Origin of the sequence: Devosia sp. LjRoot3 (assembly GCF_964252865.1) — a bacterium.
In the GTDB taxonomy this organism is placed as follows: Bacteria; Pseudomonadota; Alphaproteobacteria; order Rhizobiales; family Devosiaceae; genus Devosia.
Window position 1 is genome coordinate 649,509 of record NZ_CAXUPK020000001.1, and the last position, 20,318, is coordinate 669,826.

A 20,318-nucleotide genomic window follows, 5' to 3' on the forward strand; every position below is an offset into this window, starting at 1 on the left:
TTCTTGGGTTGGAGCGTCCGGGCAGGAGCGGAACTGACCGGTTCATCAACCCATTAGACCGGCGATGTGACACATAAATGTAGTTACGTCATAACGTTACGGATGGTTGGTGATGTGTCGTCGTAACGTTGGGGTTGGGGGATGGCCCTGGCGCATCCAACTGTCAGCGTTTGAGAATGTCATCGGCCGTTCACGCCGCTGTGATCCCAGCGACATCACGCTTCTTTAGGGCAGGGCATCCATTTTTCCTGGAGAGAACTATGCTCAAAGCGCTCGCCCTTGGCGTCAGCCTCAGCCTCCTTGCCTCCCTGTCGATGGCTCAAGATACGGCTCAAGGTCCGACCAAGTTTGAAGCCGTGCTGAAGGCCCACGCCCAGCTGCCGGCCCAGACCTTCCTGCCCGCTCCCGCAGATGCTCCGATTGGCCTCCAGAAGTCTGGCCGCTTCACCTCGGGCACCCGCGTCGAGACGCCCTATGGTTGGGCCAACCCGGCTTCGGGCATTGCCATGCCGTTCCCCGGCCAGCCCCTCCAGGGCATGAGCGGCGTGCGCTCGCTTGGCGATGATCGCTTCCTGTTCCTCACCGACAATGGCTTTGGCAACAAGGCCAACTCGTCCGACGCCATGCTGATGTTCAATATCCTGAAAATGGATTGGGAAGCAGGCAAGGTCGGCATCGAAAAGACCGTGTTCCTGAAAGATCCGAACCGCGTCGTTCCCTTCCCGATCGTTACCGAACACAGCGACAGCCGCTATCTCACCGGCGCTGATTTCGATCCGGAATCCATCCAGCCGGTTGGTGAAAACTACTGGATCGGTGATGAATTCGGCCCCTGGCTGATCGAAGTCGATGCCGAGGGCGTGGTGCTGCAGGTCGTCAAGACCAACCCCGGTGGCGTCGACTACAAGTCGCCCGACAACCAGTTCACCTCGCAGCCCGCTGCCGGCGCTGTGGTGACCGGCATCAATACCGGCCGCTCCGGTGGCTATGAAGGCATGGCGCAGTCGATCGACGGCACGACGCTCTATCCGCTGCTCGAAAAGCCCTTCTTCGACGAAACCGCCGGCGCGCTCGAACTCGTCGATGGCAAGCCGGTCATCCGCATGCTCGAATTCAACGTCGGCGATGCCACCTGGAGCGATACGGTTCGCTACTACCCGCTCGACGACGCCGGCCACGCTATTGGCGACTTCAACATTTTTGAAGGCACCCGTGGCCTGATCATCGAGCGCGACAACAATGAAGGTGACGATGGCCGTGAAAAGGCCGCTGCCTTCAAGCGCATCTACCTCGTCGATCTCGCTCGTGCAGACGAAAATGGCGTGCTCGAAAAGATCGCCTACATCGACCTGATGGCCATGCAGGACCCGGACGGCATCGCGCCGCGCGGCACCAAGGACGGCGTTTTCACCTTCCCCTTCGTCACCATCGAAGACGTTGATCTCGTCGACGCGACCACCATCGTCGTTGCCAACGACAATAACTACCCCGGCTCCACCGGCCGCGAAGCCGGCCGCGCCGACGACAACGAGTACATCCTCCTCGACGTCGCCGACTTCCTCAAGGCCGAGTAATTTTTTGGCTTTCGACGTGGAGGAGGGGCGTTGGCTCCTCCTCCGCGTCGAAGCGCGGGGCGGCGAATTCGGTGCCGGAGTGAACGTCCGGGTAGGGTATCGACTATGCCGCTGCCGTAGCCCGATCGATAAAGGCCCTTTTTGCCGCGGTGTACGCGGCGCGGTCCTGCGCGAACTGCACCGCAAGCCGCTCCTTGAGGTCGTCGTACTCGTGCGCCAGGTCGGGATCAGCTCTGAGTCGATCTCGGAACCTAAGGTTGTGATGCCAAGTGGGACCGTCGAACTGAACGACATGCACCAGATGTGTTCTTGCAACGCCTTTGCCAAACACATGGTCGTTGGGGACGCCCGCCTGACGGGCAAAATCATATCCGATGGACGACATCGCCGGCTCGAGCAGCGGCCCCGCGTCCAGATCCTTTATGCCAACCATCAGGTCTAGTATCGGCTTTGACCTGATTCCTGGAATTGACGAACTGCCAATGTGTTGAATGTCGATCAAGCTGGCACGGAGAACTGAGCGAATGACTTCAGCTTCTAAGTCGAAGGCGGTTTTCCATGCCGGATTGTGTGGTACCAGCAAGACTACGCCATGCTTCAGGCCGAGGCCGAAATCGTTGGTGACACATTGGTTGCGATCGTCGCTCATGAGTTCAGTCCACCACGGTTCTACCGATTTTTCAAACGGCTGTTTGGGACGCGTCAGAAACCAACAGGCGCGTTTGCCGGGATCGAGCGCGGCAAAAACAACAGATCAGATTCAAGCCCCGAGCGACCTTGCTTGATCTGCGTATCCCGACGGCTATAGTTGGGCGGCGGCCGTCCCGGCCGAACCTGCCGCCGGGTTGAAGGGGACGTACTCTCTCACTGCATTGCGACGACCTCATTCATGGTCGACGCGTAATCGGCGGACGTCGACCGTAGAAGAGAGGTTCGTCATGCCCTTCGGCAATACGCCTTTTACGCGTGCGCATATCTCCATGTTGAAGAACGCGGTCCGCGATCGCTATCCAGAGATCAAGTCGTCACATGTCGATGAAGCGATCGCCTTCAGCTTCGGCTTCGATACCTACGCAGCCATGCTGCCGGTGCTCGATCAAGCGGAAGGGACCAGCTGCATGTCGGCACAGTTGATACCAGACTGGTTCGCGGTGAGACTTCTCCAGTTGGGGTATGACCCTCTGAGATACTCTGATCTTCGGCATATTCTCTGGATTTCGGTTCCCGAAAGCAGGCCTGCAGCCAATCGGCGGCTAGAAGCTGCCAAGGACCTCTTTAGGCCAAGACCGGCGAACGACACCTGATAATGGGAGACACCCTGCAGGACGCCTCCGGGCCCCCTGCGCGTCAGGCCTTGAGGACCACCACCTTCGTATTCACCGGCGTCTTCTCGTAGAGATCGAGCATGTCCTGGGTGAGAAGGCCGACACAGCCACTCGAAACGCCCTTGCCGATCGTTTCGGGCATGATCGTGCTGTAGATCGTGTAGAGCGTATAGGCACCATTCTGGTAGAGATAGAGCGTGCGGGCGCCGAGAGGATTGTCGAGGCCCGGCGGCATGCCATTGGCATAGGGGGCCGCTTCCGGCTGGCGCGCGATCATTTCCTTGGGTGGCGTCCAGACCGGCCATTCAGCCTTGCGCCCGATATAGGCTTCACCACTCCACAGGAACCCGGCGCGCCCGACATTGGCGCCGTAGCGCGTGGCATTGCCGTTGCCCTCGATGCGGTAGACATAGTAGCGTGCAGGATCGACGATGATCGTGCCGACCGGTTCAGCGGAATCGTAGCGCACCGTTCGGCGCAGATATTTCGGATCAACCTTGCTCAGTTTTACCGCGGGGATGGGGAAGCGCTCGTTGGGAACCGGCCCATAGACCCGTTCCGCTTCCGCCATGCTCATTCCGGCGGGTGAGCAACCCGCAAGGCCAAGTGTGGCAACGGCAGCAGCGCCGCCAACCAGGAACGACCGACGACCCAAGCGCGGAGCGTTGGAGTCGATTGCTTCGGCATTGATGAAACCATCTTTTGTCACCACCACACCCTCCTGCAGGCGGAACCGCAATGTCTCGCGAGGGAGATTGGTCTCACAATGCCCGGTTGGCAAGCTCCGCGTTCAGGGACGCTGCCACCACGCTGCCTCTTCGCTTGCTGTGCAGTAAATTCGACCGCGCAGTGGACCTTGATTTCCTGGCCCAGGAAAGCAGACTGTCGCCATGGAAAGAGGTCCAGACGATGATGAAGTCTCCTTGGTCGGTGGCAGGTCTACCGTCGCCACGCGCGATGGCGTTGTTTATCGGCAAGCTGCGCCGTGGTCGGCAACGACGGTCGCCCTTCTGCGACACCTGGAAAACCAGGGCTTCGAGCATTCTCCCCGCGTCGTCGGTACAGGCTTCGATAATCAGGGACGCGAAACGCTGACCTATATCGAGGGGGAGAGTGTTCACCCTTACCCCTGGGCAGATGACGCGCTGCCCATCCTCGGCGGCATCCTGCGAAAGCTGCATGCGGCAGCGGCCTCGTTCGCGCCGCCGGAGGGCTCAGTCTGGCGACCCTGGTTCGGCAGGCACCTTGGCCGGCCAAGCGCTTTTGGCCATTGCGATACCGGGGCATGGAACATCATTGCCCGCGCAGGGCGGCCTGTTGCCTTGATCGATTGGGAAGAGGCCGGGCCCGTCGATCCGATGATCGAATTGGCGCAGGCGTGCTGGCTCAACGGCCTGCTCTTTGACGACGACCTGGGCGAGACCCTGGGCCTAGGCTCGGTCGAAGCGCGCGGTCGCCAGGTGAAGATGCTGCTCGATGGGTACGAGCTGCCGCGTAACGCGCGGGCGGGATTCGTCGACCGGATGCGAGACTTCGTAATCCTCAGCGCCGCCAACGAGGCCATTGACGCGAAGGTCACTCCCGAGACGGAAGACGCCACGCCACTGTGGGGGATCACCTGGAGAACACGAAGCGCCGCCTGGCTTGTGAAGCACCGGGACACTCTCGACCGAATAGTGACTTCGGCGGGATAGCTGTTTGCTCGGCGAGGCAGCGCTACGACACTGCGTCCGGGAGGCTCATCGCTTCTCGCGAATGGGCGGCACCAAAGTTGCCGCTGCCTAAGCGATCTGCGCGGGCAGATTCTAGCGGAGGTGACTGAGCCGACGGTGCAGACCGGAGTCACGGACCTCGTGGCTCAGCTGGGTCGCATGACGTCGATGCTTTGCGAGCAAGCCGGAGTGCCGCGGCATAAGCTGCGGGTCGGTGCCGTGGGCGTGCCGGCGGCGGTCCATCCGGAAACGGCGGACTTGAGCCTGGCTGGAAACCTACAGGGGCTTGAGGGCGCGAACTTGCGGGCTGCCCTTGCAGAGGCGATGGGCGTCGACGTGTTGATCGACAATGACGTCAACCTGGCGCTTCTTGCGGAAGTAGGGCTGGGCAGCGCCCGCGAGTTCCTAGTTAACCCAACGGGCTGGCAGGGCGATGTACTAGGCACCCTGCCAACCCGCCAATTGTTTGGTGACATCAATCCTCTTCGACGAACACCTCTTTGCGTTTGCTTCTGATGGAGGGCAGCACAGCGATGATCACTGCGAGGAGGGCGAGGCCAAGAAGGGTCGCCGAGATTGGGCGTTCGAGGAAAACCATCGGATCGCCACGCGAGATGATCATGGCACGGCGCAGATGCTCTTCGAGCAGCGGTCCGAGCACGAAGCCCAGCAATAGAGGAGCCGGTTCGCAACCGAGCCGGATCAGCACGTAGCCAACAATGCCGAAGAAGCCGATTGCGAAGACGTCGAAGATGTTCTGGTTGATTGAATAGCAGCCGATGCACGCGAACAGAACGATTGCGGGGAACAGCGCGCGATAGGGGATCGAGAGCATCTTCACCCACAGCCCGATCAGCGGCAGGTTCAGCATCACGAGAAGCAGGTTGCCGATCCACATCGAGGCGATGATGCCCCAGAAGAGTGCGGGCTGGTCGTTGATGACATTGGGCCCCGGGGTGATGCCCTGGAGGATGAAAGCGCCGACCATGAGCGCCATGACCGGATGGGCGGGAATACCGAGGGTCATCAGCGGAATGAACGACGTTTGCGCCGCCGCGTTATTGGCCGATTCCGGACCGGCGACGCCTTCAATGGCACCGTGGCCGAACTCTTCAGGATGCTTGGAAAGCCGCTTTTCGGCGGAATAGGAGGCGAATGACGCCAGGATATGGCCGCCGCCGGGAAGAATGCCGAGCACGGAGCCAAGGGCGGTGCCCCGGATAACCGGCGCGATGATGCGTTTCAATTCCTCTTTGCCGAGCCAGAGATTGCTCACCGACTTGACCATGACATCGCGGCCTTTCTCGTTTTCGAGGTTCCGCAGGATTTCCGCGACGCCGAAAATGCCAACGGCGACCGAGACGAAGTTGAGGCCGGAATAGAGTTCGCGGATTCCAAGGGTGAAGCGCGGGGTGCCGGTATAGATATCCTGACCGACCATGCCCAGAAGCAGCCCGAGGACGATCATAGCGAGAGCCTTGAGGATCGAGCCATGCGCCAGCGCGATAGAGACGAGCAGCCCAAGAACGATCAGCGCAAAGTATTCCGGGGCGCCAAAATTCAGCGCCGCTCGGGCAAGGGGCGGGGCGAAGAAGGCAAGCAGCAGCGTGCCGACCGTCCCGGCGAAGAACGAGCCGAGGGCGGCGGTGGCCAGAGCGTGGCCGGCGCGGCCTTGCTTGGCCATCTGGTAGCCATCGATGGCAGTAACGGCCGATGAACTTTCGCCCGGCAGGTTGATCAGAATGGCGGTGGTAGAGCCGCCATATTGGGCGCCGTAATAAATGCCCGCCAGCATGATCAAAGCCGCGGCCGGCGACAGTGAGAAGGTGATGGGCAGCAGCATGGCGATGGTGGCGGTGGGGCCGATGCCGGGCAACACGCCAACCAGAGTGCCGAGCAGCACGCCAATAAAGCAGTAGAGAATGTTGATGGGATCGAGGGCGACGGAAAAGCCGAGGCCGAGAAAGCCGATGATATCCATGTGACGCTCCTATTGACCGAGCCAGGGCCCAAACCACGGCACGGACATGCCAAGGCCGATGACGAAGATGGCCGTGCAGAGAACCGTGAGACCGATGGCGAGGAGGGCGGCAAAGAGTGGGGAATTGAGCCGGCTGGCCATGGCGGAAGCGAAGGCCGAGACGAAGACCACAGGCACGAAGCCGAGGCCGCGAATGGTGGCGCCGAAGAAGATCACCACGCCGATGATAAGAGCGATACCCCGCCAGGAGGGTGGGAGTGGCTTCTCCTTGTCAGGCTTTTGCCAACCGCTAGCGGCAACACCGATGCCAAGGGCGGCGAGCACGGCGCCAAGCGCGAGCGGCATGAAGCCCGGTCCCATGCGGAAGGGCGTGCCGACCTCATAGTTCAGCGCTTCGAGCGAAAAGTAGGCTCCGGCGAGGACGAAGATGCCGCCTGCCAGGAGATCCCGGAGTGAAAACTTGGCCAGCATGGCCGCCTCCCCAGATGAAACATATGGATGTGCGTCGGGGACGGCCTGCGGAAAACCGCAGGCCGTCTGACGTGGGGCGATGGAAGACCTTAGTCGGCGTAGACGCCGGCCGCCTCGATGACGCCGCGCCAGAGTTCGATCTGGCTGGTCAGCATTTCGGTAAGCGCTGCGGGCGTCGCTTCTTCAGCGGTGACCGGGACGGTGCCAAGTTCGGCAAAGCGGGCGACCACTGTCTCATTGGTCAGGGCGGCCTGCAGCGCGGTTTCGAGTCGCGCAATGATGGCCGGATCGGTGCCTGCCGGAGCGTAAAGGCCATGCCACACGCCGATCTCGAGATCGAGCCCGGCTTCCTTGGTGGTCGGCACGTCGGGCAGGTTGCCGAGCCGCTCGGGCGAGGTCACGGCATAGGCCTCTACTTCGCCAGCCTGGATCTGGCTGGTCGTATTGGTGGTCTGGTCGCAGATCATGTCGATCTGGCCACCGATGATGTCGGTCATTGCGGGGCCGGCGCCCTGATAGGGCACGGTGGTCATGATGGTTTCGGTCGATTCCATCAGCAACATGCCGCAGAGCTGGCTGGCCGAGCCAATGCCGGCATGGGCGTAGGTGACGTTCTCGCCATTGGTCTTGATATAGGCCAGCAGCTCTTCAAGCGTATTGGGCTCGAAATCCTTGCGGGCGACAAGCGTCATAGGCACGGAGGTGATGAGGCCGATGGTGGCGAAGTCGGTCAGCGGGTCATAAGGCAGACTGCGGTAGAGCGTCGGGGCGGTCGACATGCCGATGTGGTGCAGCAGCAGGGTGTAGCCATCGTTCTGGGCAGTCGCGACTTGCCCCGCACCCAATGTGCCGCCGGCGCCGCCGACATTCTGCACGACGACCTGCTGACCGAGATCGCCGCTCATCACTTCGGCCACGAGGCGTGCCACCGTGTCGGTTGGCCCGCCGGCCGAGAAGGGTACGACAACCGTGATCGGCTTTGTCGGATAGTCCTGCGCGAAGGCGGTGCCGGAAAGTGCTGTTATGGCAAGCGCCAGAATGGCGACGGTCTTTTTCATTGGATGTCCTCCCGATATGGATCTTGAACCCGGCTCCTCCGCCGGTCGATCACCTGCTTTGCAAAGCGTGTGCCAGATCGAAAGTGCAGGCCAGACCTGCGATTTTTGCAAGTCACTCTGGCGAAACTGGCGGAATATTGCCAAACTGCCCGCTAGGAGGTGGCGGTTTCTTGCCAAAAGCAGCAAAGCCAAGCCATTTCGGCTTCAGCGAATTATTGGGGCGCCGTCAGCTTCTGCTGATTGGAGCGGCCCTTCTCGCGGTCGTGGCCAGCGGCTGGGTGGCTTTTGAAATTTCGCTCTCCGGAGCGCTGCGCAGCGGTGGCGAACAGGCCGAACGCCGGCTGGTGTTATTCGACCGAACGCTTGAAGCCATCATTGAGCGCTTTCACTACCTTCCCTCCAGCATGGCGCTGGCTGCGGAAGTGCGCGCCATCCTTGCTGATCCAGACAATGCTGCGCGACGCGAGCGCGCCAATGGCTTTCTCTCTCGTCTCAACGATACGGCCGGGGCAGGCGAGCTTTTCGTGATGGCCGCCGATGGCCATGTGGTCGCTGCGTCCAATTGGTGGGCCTACGATAGTTTCGTCGGCGAAAATCTCGGCTACCGACCCTATTTCGAAGAGGCCATGGCCGATGGCGACGCGAAATTCTATGCTGTGGGCACTGTAACCGGCGTCGCCGGTTACTTCCTCGCCCGCCGGATCGATGGAGAAGATGGCCCGCTCGGTGTCGCGGTCACCAAGATCAACCTCGGTGAGATCGAAGCCAATTGGTGGCGGTCGGGAGAGCTGATCGGCATCGTTGATACCAACAACATCACCATTCTCTCGACTCGCCCCGACTGGCGCTATCGGCCGATTTCGCAGGTTTCCCCGGCTGACTATGCCCGCATAAAGCCGCAACTGCGCTATGGACCGCAGGGGCCCCGGGAGGCGCCCGTCGCGTCAGCCATCTGGGCCTCGCGGGACGTCAATTTTGCGTATATCGCGGGCGACGATGCCGATACCTCGGGCATCTTCATGGTCAATGAACTGCGGCTCCCCGCGCATCAATGGCGCATCATCTCCTTCACGCCCACTGGCCCGCTTTTCCGCGGCGCCTGGCTTGCCGCAGCGGCAGTCGGGCTCGGTGTCGCCGCGCTGCTATTGATCCTCGCCCTTTTGGCCCAAAGGCGACGGCTTCTCGCGCAGCGCCTCGCGGAGCACGAGCGACTGGAGCAGCGCGTGGCCGAGCGGACTGAGGACCTGCACATCGCCAATGAGGCGTTGCGCGAGGAAATCGCCGAACGCATCCGCGCCGAGGATGCCGAGCGGCAGGTGCAGGCGCATCTCGTGCAGGCGGCAAAGCTCGCAAGCCTGGGCCAGGCACTGGCAGGCGTCGCCCATGAGGTGAGCCAGCCGGTCGCGGCGCTGACGACGCATCTCGCCAGTGCAAAGCTTCTGGCTTCGCGCCGGCGCGATGAGGAAATCGGAACGGTCCTGGGGCAGATCGACAGGATTGTCGACCGCCTTGCCGGTTTGACTAGCCACCTCAAGACCTTTGCCCGCAAGCAACCGACAGCGCCGATCGAGGCGGATCTGGGCGTGGTGATTGCTGACGCGCTTGATCTCGTCGATCATAAATTGCGGCAGGTCGGGGTGGATGTGGAGTATAGTCGGCCGTCGGCGCCGATCCGGGTTGTGGGCAATCCCGTGCATATCGAGCAGGTGATGATCAACCTCCTTGCCAATGCCGCCGACGCCATGGTCGGCCAGACGATGCGCGTCCTATCGATCAGCGTGCAACAGACCGGAGCTGCGGTCAGCGTCGTCGTAGCCGATACGGGCGTCGGTATCCCCTCCGAGGCTATCGGCAGCATTTTCGATCCGTTCTTCTCCACCAAGGGTCCGGGAGAGGGCTTGGGGCTAGGGCTCTCCATTTCCTATGGGCTCGTGCGTGATCTCGGCGGCAGCATTTCCGCCGAAAGTGTGCCGGGCCGGGGCGCCCGCTTCACAATGATATTGCCGCTGGCCCGACTGGCGGTACCAACCGAAAGGCAACGCGTTGACTGAGCCAACCGTACTCATTGTCGATGACGAGGAAATGATCCGCACCGCCTTAGAACAGTGGCTGCGCCTTTCCGGCTTTGCGACGCATGTGGCCGATAGTGCCACCGCTGCGCTCGAAAAGCTCGACGCGGTGGCTCCGCATGTCATCCTCAGCGACGTGCGGATGCCCGGTCTTTCCGGCCTCGACCTCCTGCGCAAGGTGCGGGAACGCATGTTGCCGGCCGAGGTGATCCTGATCACCGGGCATGGCGACGTGCCCATGGCGGTGGAGGCGATGCGGCAGGGCGCGTTCGACTTCCTGCAAAAACCCTATGTGCCGGACGAACTGGTCGCCAGCCTCAGGCGAGCGAGCGAACAGGCGGCGCTGAAGCGCGAGATCGCCGACCTACGACGTCGCCTCGATGGCGGTGAAACCGAGCTGGCGGCGCGGCTGGTCGGCAATTCTTCAGCCATGGAGCGGCTGCGCAATGCGGTGCGCGAACTGGCGCAGATACCAACCGATGTCATCATTCTGGGAGAGACAGGCACGGGCAAGGAAGTCGTTGCGCGCTGTCTCCACGATTTTTCTTCCCGGGCTAAGGCACCCTTCGTGGCCGTCAATTGCGCGGCAATCCCGTCCGAGCTGATCGAGAGCGAGCTCTTCGGGCATGAAGCAGGGGCCTTCACGGGCGCAGGCACGCAGCGCGTCGGCAAATTCGAATATGCAAACGGTGGCACACTGCTGCTCGACGAGATCGAATCCATGCCGCTCCTGGCCCAGGCCAAGGTGTTGCGGGTGATCCAGGAGCGCGTAGTCGAGCGGGTGGGATCGAACAAGCAAATCCCGCTCGACGTCCGTATCATCGCTGCATCCAAGGTGGACCTGGGCGCTGAAAGCAATGAGGGGCGGTTCCGCGCCGATCTCTATTACCGGCTCAACCTCGCCACCATTGCCCTCGCTCCCCTCAGGGAGCGCGGCGAGGACTGCATCCTGCTCTTCCATCATTTTCTGGGCGAAGCCGCGCGACGCTTTGGGCGGCCAGCGCCACAGCTGCATCCAGCCGATACCCAGGCGCTGGTGCATCACCATTGGCCCGGCAATGTCCGCGAACTCAAAGCGGCGGCCGATCGGTTCGCCATTGGCCTTGATGCAACGGGGCGGTCGCTCGGCGTCATTCTTGGGTCGGCCGCGCCTGACATACCCATGTCCGAAGGCGGTCTCAATGAGCGCGTCGCAGCCTTCGAACGGCATCTGATCGAAGATGCGCTGACCCGCAACAACGACTCAATCGCCGCCGCTGCCGAGGCCTTGCAAGTTCCCCGCAGGACGCTGAGTGAAAAGATGTCGAGACTGGGCGTGCGCCGGTAGCAAGCGCTTCGCCGCCCAGACAGCAAGCGTGAATCTAGAGGCGTTTGTATTGTCAGCCCAGTACTTTCGTGATCGCTCCAGGACGATCATGCACCGCCAGATTGTCCATTATGGCGGCACTGGCGTCGTTCATGCCGACCAAGTCGACCTTGGCTCCAGCGCGGCGGAACTTCAGAACGGCAATGTCGACGGCGTTGACGCCAGTTAGATCCCAGATATGCGCCGCGGTGAGGTCGATGCTAACGCGGGCAAGGTTCTCGCTGAAGTCCATGCTGTTGAGGAAGTCGTCGGCGGAGGCGAAGAAGAGTTGGCCCACGACGCGATAACGTCGTTCCTGTCCATCCGCGCTCAGAGTGGAGGTGACCCGGAAACTCTGTGCGACCCTCCACGCGAAGAAAATTCCTGAGATTAGTACGCCGACACCGACACCCAGCGCCAGGTTGTGCGTGCCGACAACAGTCATGACGGTGGCCAGCATTACTAGGCTTGAGCGGCGGGGATGGTGGCGCAGATCGAGGACGGAGCGCCAGTTGAAGGTACCGATCGACACCATGATCATGATGGCGACGAGCGCCGGCATGGGAATGAGCCCCACCAGATCGCCTAGAGCCAGGAGCAGGAATAGCAGAAAAGCGCCCGCGACGAAGGTGGAGAGCCGGGTGCGTCCGCCCGATTTTACATTGATTGTCGACTGGCCGATCATGGCACAGCCGCCCATGCCCCCAAAAAGCCCGGACGCGATATTGGCAAGGCCCTGGCCAATGCTTTCGCGGTTCTTATCGCTCTTGGTGTCGGTCATCTGGTCGACGATGGAGGCGGTCAGGAGGCTTTCGAGCAGGCCAACGGCGGCAACCGCCAGCGAAGTCGGAAGGATGATCTGCAGTGTTTCGAAATTGAGCGGAACGTCGGGAAACAGGAGGACCGGAAGCGTGGATGGCAAAGCCCCGAGATCGGCCACGGTGCGCGTATCGATCCCAAAGATAAGGGCGAGCGCGGTCAGGACCAGGATGCAGACCAGTGGCGAAGGAACGGCCCGGGTCAGCCTGGGGAAAGTGTAGATGATGGCAAGGCCTGCCGCGATCATCACATAGGTCTGCCAGGTGACCCCGATGAGTTCGGGCAGCTGCGCCATGAAGATCAGGATGGCGAGCGCATTGACGAAGCCGGTCATCACCGAGCGCGAAATGAAGCGCATGACATAGCCGATCCGCAGCCAGCCGAGGCCGATCTGGATCATCCCAGCAAGGATGGTGGCCGCGAGCAGGTATTGCAGGCCATGCTCACGCACCAGCGAGCCGAAGAGCACAGCTGTTGCCGCGGTAGCGGCCGAAATCATGGCCGGTCGGCCGCCAGCGAATGAAATGACAATGGCGATCACAACGGAAGCGTAGAGGCCGACCCGAGGGTCAACGCCAGCAATGATCGAAAAGCCGATCGCTTCGGGGATGAGAGCCAGGGCGACGACGATGCCGGATAGTGTGTCACCGCGAATATTAGACAGCCAGTCGCCGCGCAGGGTTTGGGAAAAGGACATTAATAGCTCAAGGGCGCTACCGGCCGGGTCGCATAGGCGATCCTGACGGCGATGGAATAGCTTGCTTGATTGTCCGGCGGATCGGCGGCCGGAAGAGCCACCCGGGATTGCACCGGGTCCAGGATGAGTGTCTCGCCTATGCCAGAGCGGAGAGGCATGTGCAAGCGGAGGCGCGGGTCGCAACCCGCGCCAAGCGGCGTCAGAGGATGGATTTGAGGTATTTCGTTGAGCTGGGGAAGTCGTCGAGGTGGTGCGGCTTGCATGCGGCTTCCAGCACCAGCGTGCCGGCATAGTCGTCGTCCTTGAGGGCCTGGATCTGGCCCTTCACGTCGGTGACGCCTTCGCCATAGCGCTTCCAGATCATCTGACCGTTTTCGATCGCGCCATCCTTGAGATGGACGTTGCGGATATAGGGCTTGAGCTTCTCGTAGCCAGCCCGGAAGTGGGTCTGCTCGGCTTCGTAGAGATTGCCGGTGTCCCACACATAGCCAAACTCGGGGCGATTGACCGCCTGCAGTAGAGCGAGGCAGGCGTCGCTGGTATCGGCCCAACTGCCCGGCAGGTTCTCGAGCTGGACGGTAAAACCATTGGCAGCGGCCTTGTCGACGGCCTTACCGAGGAGGTCGACAACCCTGTCGAATTCGCCGGCGTCCTTTGCCGCGCTACGGTTGGGCGCGAAAACAATCATGGTGTTGACGCCGACCGAAGCGGCGAGGTCCATGCTCATTGGGAGCAGGTGGTTGAGGTGAAGGGCCTGGAATTCGCTGTCGAGGCCGGCCTTGAAGAGGCCTGGCGAGGCGGCGGTGAAGGTCACGCCATGGTCGGCGGCGAGCTTCTTCAGGCGCGCCCAGGAGTCCGCGTCGTAGGCGGGGAAGCGGCGGCTTTCGACGATGCGGAGTTCAAAGTGCTTGATGCCAGTTTCGGCAGCGCGGGCGAAGATTTTTGGCAGGGATTCCTGGGAGGCGTCTGGAAAGACTTCGTTGGTGACGGCGGTGACGATCATGTCAGGTCCTTGGGGAGTTTTGGGCAAAGGGGAGCCTGCGGCGCGAGCCGGGGCTTGCGACCGTCTTCAGGCGCATTTGGATTGGAGCTAGCGGCTCAGAGCAGCGAACGCAGATAGGTCAGCGAATTGGGAAAATCCTCGTCCATCTGCGGCTCGCATTTGGCTTCGACCGTCAGCGTGGCTTTGTAGCCGTCGGCCTTGAGGGTTTCGATCTGACCCTTGATGTCGGTGAGGCCCTTGCCGAACTGCTGCCAGATCATGCGGCCATTTTCGACGCGACCGTCCTTGAGGTGGACATTGCGGATATATGGCTTGAGCTTTTCGTAGCCGGGGCGGAAGTCCCCGGGCTCGGCCTCGTAGAGATTGCCCACGTCCCAGATATAGCCAAAGGCAGGGTGGTCGACTGCCTTGAGGAGGGCAAGGCAGTTATCGGCCGTATCGGCCCAGGTGTGGGGCAGGTTTTCGAGCTGCAGGGTAAAGCCGCGGGCGGCGGCGTCCTCGGCAGTCCTGCGCAGGAGATCGACGACGCGGCCAAAGGCGTCGGCACCGTCGCGCTTGTCGCGCAGCACGCCGAAGGTAACGAGCGTCTTCACATTGATCCGCTCGGCCATGTCCATGCTCATGGCGGCCAGGTGATTGCGATGGGGGAGCATCAGGTCGCTATGGAGCGTGGTCTTGAAGAGGCCCGGCGACACAGATGTGTAGGTGATGCCGAATTCCTTCGAATAGTGCAGCAGGCGGTCCCAGGCTTCGGATTCGACGATGGGGAAGCGCTTGGCCTCGACCATGCGGATTTCAAAGGTGCTGACGCCCTGATCGGCGGCGGTGCGGAAGATGCGCGGGAAGGCGTCGTGCGAGCGATCGGGCAGCACTTCATCGGTGACGGTGGACAAGATCATTGATGTCACAATCCTCGTGGGTTTGCGGCGGGGCAGAGTGAAGGGGAGGGGCGCTATCCCTTGATAGCGCCCGAGGTGATGCCGCGGACCAGAGAGTTCTGCAGCAGGAGATAGACGATGAGGCTCGGGACGAGCGCGAGGAAGGCGCCGGCGAGGAGCACACCGGTGCCGACCTGGACGTCGGCGCGGAGGCTCGCGAGGGCCACGGTGATCATGTAGTCCGAGGTGCGGTTCGCGGCGATAATGGGCAGCAGATACTGGTCCCAGATGCCGATGAAGCCGAAGATGGCGACGACGCCGAGCGCCGGCTTGCACATAGGCAGGATGATCTCGATCAGAATTCGCATTTCGCTGGCCCCGTCGATGGTGGCGGCCTCGACGATCTCGTCGGGAATGTCGCGCATGAAGGCGGCCATGACCAGGATGGAGAAGGCCGAGGCAGCGACCGGCAGGATGACGGCAAAGATCGTGCCGCGCAGGTTGATGCCGGTCAGCGGCAGGTCGCCGAGAACGACAGCCAGGGGCACGGCCACCACCTCTTCGGGCAGCATCATGGTGGCAAGGAAAATGCCGAGGACGATGGCCTGGCCGCGGAATTTGCGGCGGGCGAGCGCGTAGCCGGCGGTGACGGCAACGATGATCTGCAGCAGGAGACCGATACCGGCGATCATCAGCGAATTCCAGAAAAAGCCCCAGATCCCGCGCTGGGAGGCAACCGCGAAGTTTTCGAGGCTGGGATTGCGCGGGATCAGGGTCAGGCGGGTCGGATCGGGATTGAGGTCAAAGGCACCGGCGATGATGGTGAAAATCGGGCCGGCAAAGACGAAGAGGATGATGGCGCAGATGGCGGCGCGCAGCAGCGCGGTCGTCTTCTTGCCCGGCTGCCAGCCGAGGGCAGTGTCGAAACTGCTGGAATCGACCTGGGCGCGTTTCTGGCGTGGCTTTGCGGAAGCGGTGCTCATGGTCATTTCTCCGCGCGTTTGCGGGTGATCAACAGGGCGAGCGCTGTCAGGGCGACGCTGGCGATCAGGAGGAGGATCGAGGCAGCCGAGGCGATGCCCATCTGGTTGCGCTCGAAGCCGAGCGAATAGATGCGGGTCATCCAGACGTCGGTCGCGCCAGCGGGTCCGCCGCCGGTGAGCACCCAGACGTCGGTGAAGACGCGGAGGCTTCGGACCGCTGCGAGCACCAGAACGATGGTCATGGCGGGACGCAGGGCAGGCAGGGTGACGTACCAGAGGCGGTGGCGCAGTTTTGCGCCATCGATGGCCGAGGCCTCGTAAAGCGAGCGATCGACACCGGCGAGCCCGGCAAGGAAGATCACCATATTGTAAGGCGCGCCCTGCCAGATGCCGACGGCCATCACGGAATAGAGGGCTATTGCCGGGTCCTCGAGCCAGCGGACGGGGTCGAGGCCGACGGTGCCGAGGACGGAATTGAGGAAGCCGTTGGGGGCGGGGAAATAGATGATGCGCCAGACTTCGCCGATGACGGCGGTCGCGGTGACGACCGGCAGGAAGGCAGCGGTGCGCACGAACCAGAGCGTCTTGCTGGCGCCTTCGAGAAGCAGGGCCAGCACCAGACCACCGATGACGGCCCCGATGGACTGGCCGAACCCCAGGATCAGGGTATGGACTATGGCGTCGTGGAAACGGGAATCGTTGAGGACCGCGGTGTAGTTCGACCAGCCGACCCATTCATTACCGAGGAAGGGGCGGACCTTCTGGAAGCTCATCTGGATGCCCTGGAACATCGGGATGAACTTGAAATAGAGAAACAGCAGCAGCGCCGGCAGCAGGAAGAGCCAGACCGTCCACCAGCGGGACTGGGGTCTGGCCCGCCGGCGAAGGGTGCCGGCAGGCGGGCGAGACGCCGCGTTATCAATCAAAGGCGTCATTGCCTCGCCTGCCTGCTCGGTCATTGCAGTGCGTTCTGCATGCTGAGTTCGTCGGAGATGCGTCCGGCGAGACCATCGAGGTTACCCTGGATGTCGCTGGTGCACTGCGAGAACATGGACTGGAACGTCTCGGCGATGTCGAGGCGCGCCGTGGTGAAGTCCACGTCCGACGGCATCAATTTGGAGTCTTCCAGTTGCTCGGCAACCACGGCCCAGCGCTCGTCGCCGTAGATTTCGGCGGCGTTGAGGGTGGTGTTGACGGGTAGGCGCACGACGGGCTGGCCGGGAGCGGTCATGCCGAGGGCCTGCGCCTCCGGGCTGATCAGGAATTCGGCCAGTGCCTTCTGATTGTCGGGCTGGGTAGAGGTGGCGCCAAAGTAGATGCTGGTGCGTTCGGTGAGGGTGGTCTTGCCGCCCGGACCTGCCGGAGCGATGACGATCTCATACTTGTCCTTGCCCGGCGCCTTGTCGAAGTTGGCGAAAGCATAGGGGCCGGTCTGGTAGATACCGGCATGGTTCTCGGCAAAGAACGGGGTGGCGCTGGCATTGGTCAGCGCGCCCGGCTGCACAAGGCTCGGCGTGCCGCAGAAGAGGCTCTGGATCCACTCGACGGCAGCAACGCTTTCCGGGCTGTTCACGGTGACCGTGTATTTGCCCTCGCCGCCGGTGACGAAGGAGCCGCCGCGCTGCATCATGTAGGAGGAGAGCCACCAGGTGAAGAAACCGCGATCAGTAGTGCCCGGAACGGCCATGCCATAGGTGTCGGCATCGGTGCCATTGCCGTCGGGGTCCTGTGTGGCGAAGGCGGTGGCGAGTGCGACGAGTTCGTCATGCGTCGTCGGCACTTCAAAGCCGAGCTTTTCGCGCCAGTCCGAGCGGATGAAGGTGACCTGGGCGTGCTGGCTGAAGGGAACGCCGTAGTAGGCGCCATCGGCCATGCGGACCGAGTCCCACGACGCTTCGCTGAGCTGGTCGTGACCGGCGAAATCCTCGGGAACGACAGGCAGGATCATGCCGGCATTGGCATAGGCCGCCATGCTGGCCTGATCGTAGATCAGGACATCGGGGAGGTCCTTGGCCGCGGCGCGGGCCTGCAGCTGGGTCTCGAATTCGACGGTCGCCAGATATTCGACCGGGATGCCGGTCTTCTCGGTGAAGGCGGCAAAGACGGCCTTGTAGGTTTCGGCAGCCTGCGGGCCGCTGCGGGACCAGACTTCGAGCGCGTCCTGAGCGATGGCGGTGGAGCTGCACAGGGCCGCCGCCAGAAAGGCGACACCCCGGAATGCGCTACCGGCCTTGTTTGGGTTCTTGAACAAGTGTTTCTCCATTGTCGCGTACGCGCTGCCGATTTCGGCTCGCTGCGTATTCCCTCGCAAGCCCAAGATTGGCACCGGCATCACTGCCCCACAAAGACTATGTCAGTCTGTAGTAATAACGGCGCGTTATGGATCGGCGGGGTTTCCAGACCAAACGGATATGGGCGGCACAGTGGCCGCCCTTGGTCCGAGACCCGCTGCAAACGGGGCCTTATGGCAGGAGCGCAACGCCCTGTTCGTTGAACAATACGGCCTTGTCGCTGTCGAAGGCGAACTGCACGCTGGAGCCGATATCGAGCGGACGATCGCCATCGAGAACGGCTAGGATCGTGCTGCCATCGACGAGGTCGCCATTAACGATGGTCTCGCTGCCGAGGCGTTCGACGACGGCCACTGTGCCTGTGATGGGCCCGTCCGCGGCCAGTCGCAGCTCCTGTGGGCGGATACCCAGGGTCAGACGGTCGCCGACCTTGGCGCCTGCTGTTGCAGCGGGGACCTCGAACTCGGATATGTCGGACGATTTGACCTTGAGGCTGTTTGCCCCAATCCCCGACACTTCGACCGGGATAAAATTCATCTTTGGGCTGCCGATGAAGCCGGCGACGAAGCGATTGGCAGGACGCTGGTAGAGTTCGATCGGCGTGCCGACCTGCTGGACGACACCGCCGTTGAGCACGACAATCTTGTCGGCGAGGGTCATGGCCTCAACCTGATCGTGAGTCACATAGACCATGGTGGCGCCAAGCTCCTGGTGGAGCTTGGCCAGTTCCATGCGGGTATCGACGCGGAGGGCTGCGTCCAGATTGGACAGGGGCTCGTCGAAGAGGAAGACGCGCGGCTCGCGCACGATGGCGCGGCCGATGGCGACGCGCTGGCGCTGGCCGCCGGAAAGCTGGGACGGCTTTCTATCGAGCAGATGTTCCATCTGCAGGATACGGGCAGCGTTCTTGATCTTGGCATCGCGCACATCGCGGGCGACCCCGGTGACCTTCATGTTGAAGCCGATATTGTCGTAGACGCTCATATGCGGGTAGAGCGCATAGGACTGGAACACCATGGCAATGCCACGGTCGCCGGGATGGACGTCGTTGCAGAGTTCGTCGCCGATCCAGAGTTCACCACTCGAAATCGTCTCGAGGCCTGCAATCATTCGCAGGAGGGTGGACTTGCCGCAGCCGGAGGGACCGACAAAGACCACGAACTCGCCGTGCTCGATATCGAGGTCGATGCCGGTAATGACATCGGTCTGGTTGAAGGACTTGTAGACGTCCTTGAGTTGAAGCCGTGCCATTGCATATCCCTCCTGCTGAATTGACGTCGTACTAGAGACGGGTGGACGGGAACTCGGTCCTCGTGCCCGTGCGCAAGCCGCCGGGAACTTGCAGCGTCGGCATGATCTCGATCATCCCCACGTTGACATAGTGCGGCGCTGCAATGGCGAAGGCTACAGCGTCAGCAATGTCCTCGGTCTTGGGACATTCATAGTCGGCATAGAAGCGCTCGTGGGCTTCTTCGGGTGAGATCTTTTGGACCTTGGCGAAAATATCAGTCTCGACGCGACCGGGGCAGATTTCGGTAACGCGCACATCCTTGCCATAGGCATCGACGCGCAGCTGGCGCGAGACGGTGTGCATGGCAGCCTTGGTGGCATGATAGACGGTGTGGCCGCCAAATTCATAGTGGCCGGCAATGGAAGTGATGTTGACGATATGACCGCGATTGCGCTCGACCATGCCCGGCAGGGTGAGGCGGGCAAGTTGCAGTGCAGCGCGCAGGTTGACGTCGATCTGCTCGTCGATGTCGAAGGCATCAGAACTGAGGATATTGCCCGCGCGCGAGACACCCGCATTGTTGATCAGCACGTCGATTTCAAGGCCGCTGACCAGTTCGGTCAGGGCAGCGGTATCGCTGACATCAACGAGATGGGTGATGGCGCCGGTGGCATCGGCCAGTTTCTTGAGACCCTCGGCATTGCGGCCGACACCGTGGACCGTCAGGCCCTCCTTGGCGAGGCGCTCGGCGATCGTGTAACCCATGCCCCCAGATGCGCCGGTTACCAATGCGGTCTTGTAGTCTGAAAATGGCATTCTGGGCTCCTTTCGAAATATGACGGGACGGTAACCGCCGGCAGCCTCGGAGCGCCAAGACGGTC

Annotated in this window: 19 protein-coding genes and 1 other annotated feature; of the genes, 6 read left to right on the plus strand and 13 right to left on the minus strand. The window is 62.0% G+C overall.

The features are described 5' to 3' along the window. Positions 1 to 260 precede the first annotated feature (260 nt). Positions 261 to 1,574 carry an esterase-like activity of phytase family protein gene (locus tag ACSQ2A_RS03145; RefSeq protein ID WP_436071038.1) on the plus strand — a complete coding sequence of 438 codons (1,314 nt, stop codon included), beginning with the start codon at positions 261 to 263 and terminating at the stop codon, positions 1,572 to 1,574. A gap of 103 nt (positions 1,575 to 1,677) precedes the next feature. On the opposite strand, the gene ACSQ2A_RS03150 is transcribed toward ACSQ2A_RS03145, so the two are convergent. After that, on the minus strand, positions 1,678 to 2,223 hold the full coding sequence (locus ACSQ2A_RS03150) for a GrpB family protein (RefSeq protein ID WP_436071039.1): 546 nt from the start codon (positions 2,221 to 2,223) through the stop codon (positions 1,678 to 1,680). Between the two features lie 289 nt (positions 2,224 to 2,512). Here ACSQ2A_RS03150 and ACSQ2A_RS03155 point away from each other — a divergent pair, with 289 nt between their 5' ends. Continuing rightward, the gene (locus tag ACSQ2A_RS03155; RefSeq protein WP_295411260.1) at positions 2,513 to 2,878 is read left to right on the plus strand and encodes a hypothetical protein; all 366 of its coding nucleotides are present in this window, start codon (positions 2,513 to 2,515) and stop codon (positions 2,876 to 2,878) included. A gap of 43 nt (positions 2,879 to 2,921) precedes the next feature. Here the strand turns inward: ACSQ2A_RS03155 and ACSQ2A_RS03160 are convergent, their stop codons facing one another. After that, positions 2,922 to 3,608, minus strand: a complete 687-nt coding sequence (locus ACSQ2A_RS03160; protein ID WP_436071040.1) for a L,D-transpeptidase family protein — start codon at positions 3,606 to 3,608, stop codon at positions 2,922 to 2,924. A gap of 181 nt (positions 3,609 to 3,789) precedes the next feature. On the opposite strand from ACSQ2A_RS03160, the gene ACSQ2A_RS03165 reads away from it, so the two are divergent. Together ACSQ2A_RS03165 and ACSQ2A_RS03170 are read left to right on the plus strand one after the other, a co-directional pair. Continuing rightward, positions 3,790 to 4,593: an aminoglycoside phosphotransferase family protein gene (locus tag ACSQ2A_RS03165; RefSeq protein ID WP_436071041.1), complete on the plus strand. Its 804-nt coding sequence runs from the start codon at positions 3,790 to 3,792 to the stop codon at positions 4,591 to 4,593. A gap of 30 nt (positions 4,594 to 4,623) precedes the next feature. Then, positions 4,624 to 5,127 (plus strand): ROK family protein, encoded by a 504-nt coding sequence (locus ACSQ2A_RS03170; RefSeq protein ID WP_436071624.1) that lies wholly within the window; start codon positions 4,624 to 4,626, stop codon positions 5,125 to 5,127. On the opposite strand, the gene ACSQ2A_RS03175 is transcribed toward ACSQ2A_RS03170, so the two are convergent. The 3 genes from ACSQ2A_RS03175 to ACSQ2A_RS03185 all read right to left on the minus strand — a co-directional run bounded on the left by ACSQ2A_RS03175 (position 5,087) and on the right by ACSQ2A_RS03185 (position 8,121). Further along, a complete protein-coding gene (locus ACSQ2A_RS03175; protein ID WP_436071042.1) occupies positions 5,087 to 6,592 on the minus strand; it encodes a tripartite tricarboxylate transporter permease in 1,506 nt (501 codons plus the stop codon). The two genes, ACSQ2A_RS03170 and ACSQ2A_RS03175, sit on opposite strands and share 41 nt — an antisense overlap. A 9-nt stretch (positions 6,593 to 6,601) precedes the next feature. Then, entirely contained in the window at positions 6,602 to 7,063 is a 462-nt protein-coding gene (locus ACSQ2A_RS03180; RefSeq protein ID WP_353922240.1) for a tripartite tricarboxylate transporter TctB family protein, read from the minus strand. An 89-nt stretch (positions 7,064 to 7,152) separates the two neighbouring features. Then, positions 7,153 to 8,121 carry a tripartite tricarboxylate transporter substrate-binding protein gene (locus ACSQ2A_RS03185; RefSeq protein WP_436071043.1) on the minus strand — a complete coding sequence of 323 codons (969 nt, stop codon included), beginning with the start codon at positions 8,119 to 8,121 and terminating at the stop codon, positions 7,153 to 7,155. A gap of 170 nt (positions 8,122 to 8,291) precedes the next feature. On the opposite strand from ACSQ2A_RS03185, the gene ACSQ2A_RS03190 reads away from it, so the two are divergent. Continuing rightward, positions 8,292 to 10,172 (plus strand): ATP-binding protein, encoded by a 1,881-nt coding sequence (locus ACSQ2A_RS03190; RefSeq protein ID WP_436071044.1) that lies wholly within the window; start codon positions 8,292 to 8,294, stop codon positions 10,170 to 10,172. Continuing rightward, entirely contained in the window at positions 10,165 to 11,517 is a 1,353-nt protein-coding gene (locus tag ACSQ2A_RS03195; protein WP_436071045.1) for a sigma-54-dependent transcriptional regulator, read from the plus strand. The genes ACSQ2A_RS03190 and ACSQ2A_RS03195 overlap by 8 nt, the downstream gene beginning before the upstream one ends. A gap of 52 nt (positions 11,518 to 11,569) precedes the next feature. Here ACSQ2A_RS03195 and ACSQ2A_RS03200 read toward each other — a convergent pair whose 3' ends face one another. The 8 genes from ACSQ2A_RS03200 to ACSQ2A_RS03235 form a co-directional block, all read right to left on the minus strand. Beyond that, positions 11,570 to 13,051: a SulP family inorganic anion transporter gene (locus tag ACSQ2A_RS03200; RefSeq protein WP_436071046.1), complete on the minus strand. Its 1,482-nt coding sequence runs from the start codon at positions 13,049 to 13,051 to the stop codon at positions 11,570 to 11,572. 67 nt (positions 13,052 to 13,118) lie between these two features. Beyond that, positions 13,119 to 13,174 (minus strand) — a sequence feature (sul1 is cis-regulatory element that is thought to sense ions involved in sulfur or methionine metabolism; They are found in Alphaproteobacteria). 76 nt (positions 13,175 to 13,250) lie between these two features. Continuing rightward, positions 13,251 to 14,054 (minus strand): sugar phosphate isomerase/epimerase family protein, encoded by an 804-nt coding sequence (locus tag ACSQ2A_RS03205; protein ID WP_436071047.1) that lies wholly within the window; start codon positions 14,052 to 14,054, stop codon positions 13,251 to 13,253. Between the two features lie 95 nt (positions 14,055 to 14,149). After that, positions 14,150 to 14,953, minus strand: a complete 804-nt coding sequence (locus ACSQ2A_RS03210; RefSeq protein ID WP_436071048.1) for a sugar phosphate isomerase/epimerase family protein — start codon at positions 14,951 to 14,953, stop codon at positions 14,150 to 14,152. Between the two features lie 53 nt (positions 14,954 to 15,006). After that, positions 15,007 to 15,915: a carbohydrate ABC transporter permease gene (locus ACSQ2A_RS03215; RefSeq protein WP_295411288.1), complete on the minus strand. Its 909-nt coding sequence runs from the start codon at positions 15,913 to 15,915 to the stop codon at positions 15,007 to 15,009. 2 nt (positions 15,916 to 15,917) lie between these two features. Further along, the gene (locus tag ACSQ2A_RS03220; RefSeq protein ID WP_436071049.1) at positions 15,918 to 16,850 is read right to left on the minus strand and encodes a carbohydrate ABC transporter permease; all 933 of its coding nucleotides are present in this window, start codon (positions 16,848 to 16,850) and stop codon (positions 15,918 to 15,920) included. A 20-nt stretch (positions 16,851 to 16,870) separates the two neighbouring features. Next, complete coding sequence (locus tag ACSQ2A_RS03225) at positions 16,871 to 18,166, minus strand: sugar ABC transporter substrate-binding protein (protein ID WP_295411292.1); 1,296 nt, start codon at positions 18,164 to 18,166, stop codon at positions 16,871 to 16,873. Between the two features lie 211 nt (positions 18,167 to 18,377). Further along, positions 18,378 to 19,457, minus strand: coding sequence for an ABC transporter ATP-binding protein (locus ACSQ2A_RS03230; protein WP_436071050.1), 1,080 nt, complete (start codon positions 19,455 to 19,457; stop codon positions 18,378 to 18,380). A gap of 31 nt (positions 19,458 to 19,488) precedes the next feature. Then, positions 19,489 to 20,253 (minus strand): SDR family oxidoreductase, encoded by a 765-nt coding sequence (locus ACSQ2A_RS03235; protein WP_436071051.1) that lies wholly within the window; start codon positions 20,251 to 20,253, stop codon positions 19,489 to 19,491. Positions 20,254 to 20,318 lie beyond the last annotated feature (65 nt).

Coding starts and splice junctions, on each gene's coding strand:
- ACSQ2A_RS03145 (WP_436071038.1), top strand. CDS start 261: ATGCTCAAAGCGCTCGCCCTTGGCGTCAGCCTCAGCCTCCTTGCCTCC.
- ACSQ2A_RS03150 (WP_436071039.1), bottom strand. CDS start 2,223: ATGAGCGACGATCGCAACCAATGTGTCACCAACGATTTCGGCCTCGGC.
- ACSQ2A_RS03155 (WP_295411260.1), top strand. CDS start 2,513: ATGCCCTTCGGCAATACGCCTTTTACGCGTGCGCATATCTCCATGTTG.
- ACSQ2A_RS03165 (WP_436071041.1), top strand. CDS start 3,790: ATGGAAAGAGGTCCAGACGATGATGAAGTCTCCTTGGTCGGTGGCAGG.
- ACSQ2A_RS03175 (WP_436071042.1), bottom strand. CDS start 6,592: ATGGATATCATCGGCTTTCTCGGCCTCGGCTTTTCCGTCGCCCTCGAT.
- ACSQ2A_RS03180 (WP_353922240.1), bottom strand. CDS start 7,063: ATGCTGGCCAAGTTTTCACTCCGGGATCTCCTGGCAGGCGGCATCTTC.
- ACSQ2A_RS03185 (WP_436071043.1), bottom strand. CDS start 8,121: ATGAAAAAGACCGTCGCCATTCTGGCGCTTGCCATAACAGCACTTTCC.
- ACSQ2A_RS03200 (WP_436071046.1), bottom strand. CDS start 13,051: ATGTCCTTTTCCCAAACCCTGCGCGGCGACTGGCTGTCTAATATTCGC.
- ACSQ2A_RS03205 (WP_436071047.1), bottom strand. CDS start 14,054: ATGATCGTCACCGCCGTCACCAACGAAGTCTTTCCAGACGCCTCCCAG.
- ACSQ2A_RS03210 (WP_436071048.1), bottom strand. CDS start 14,953: ATGATCTTGTCCACCGTCACCGATGAAGTGCTGCCCGATCGCTCGCAC.
- ACSQ2A_RS03215 (WP_295411288.1), bottom strand. CDS start 15,915: ATGAGCACCGCTTCCGCAAAGCCACGCCAGAAACGCGCCCAGGTCGAT.
- ACSQ2A_RS03220 (WP_436071049.1), bottom strand. CDS start 16,850: ATGACGCCTTTGATTGATAACGCGGCGTCTCGCCCGCCTGCCGGCACC.
- ACSQ2A_RS03230 (WP_436071050.1), bottom strand. CDS start 19,457: ATGGCACGGCTTCAACTCAAGGACGTCTACAAGTCCTTCAACCAGACC.
- ACSQ2A_RS03235 (WP_436071051.1), bottom strand. CDS start 20,253: ATGCCATTTTCAGACTACAAGACCGCATTGGTAACCGGCGCATCTGGG.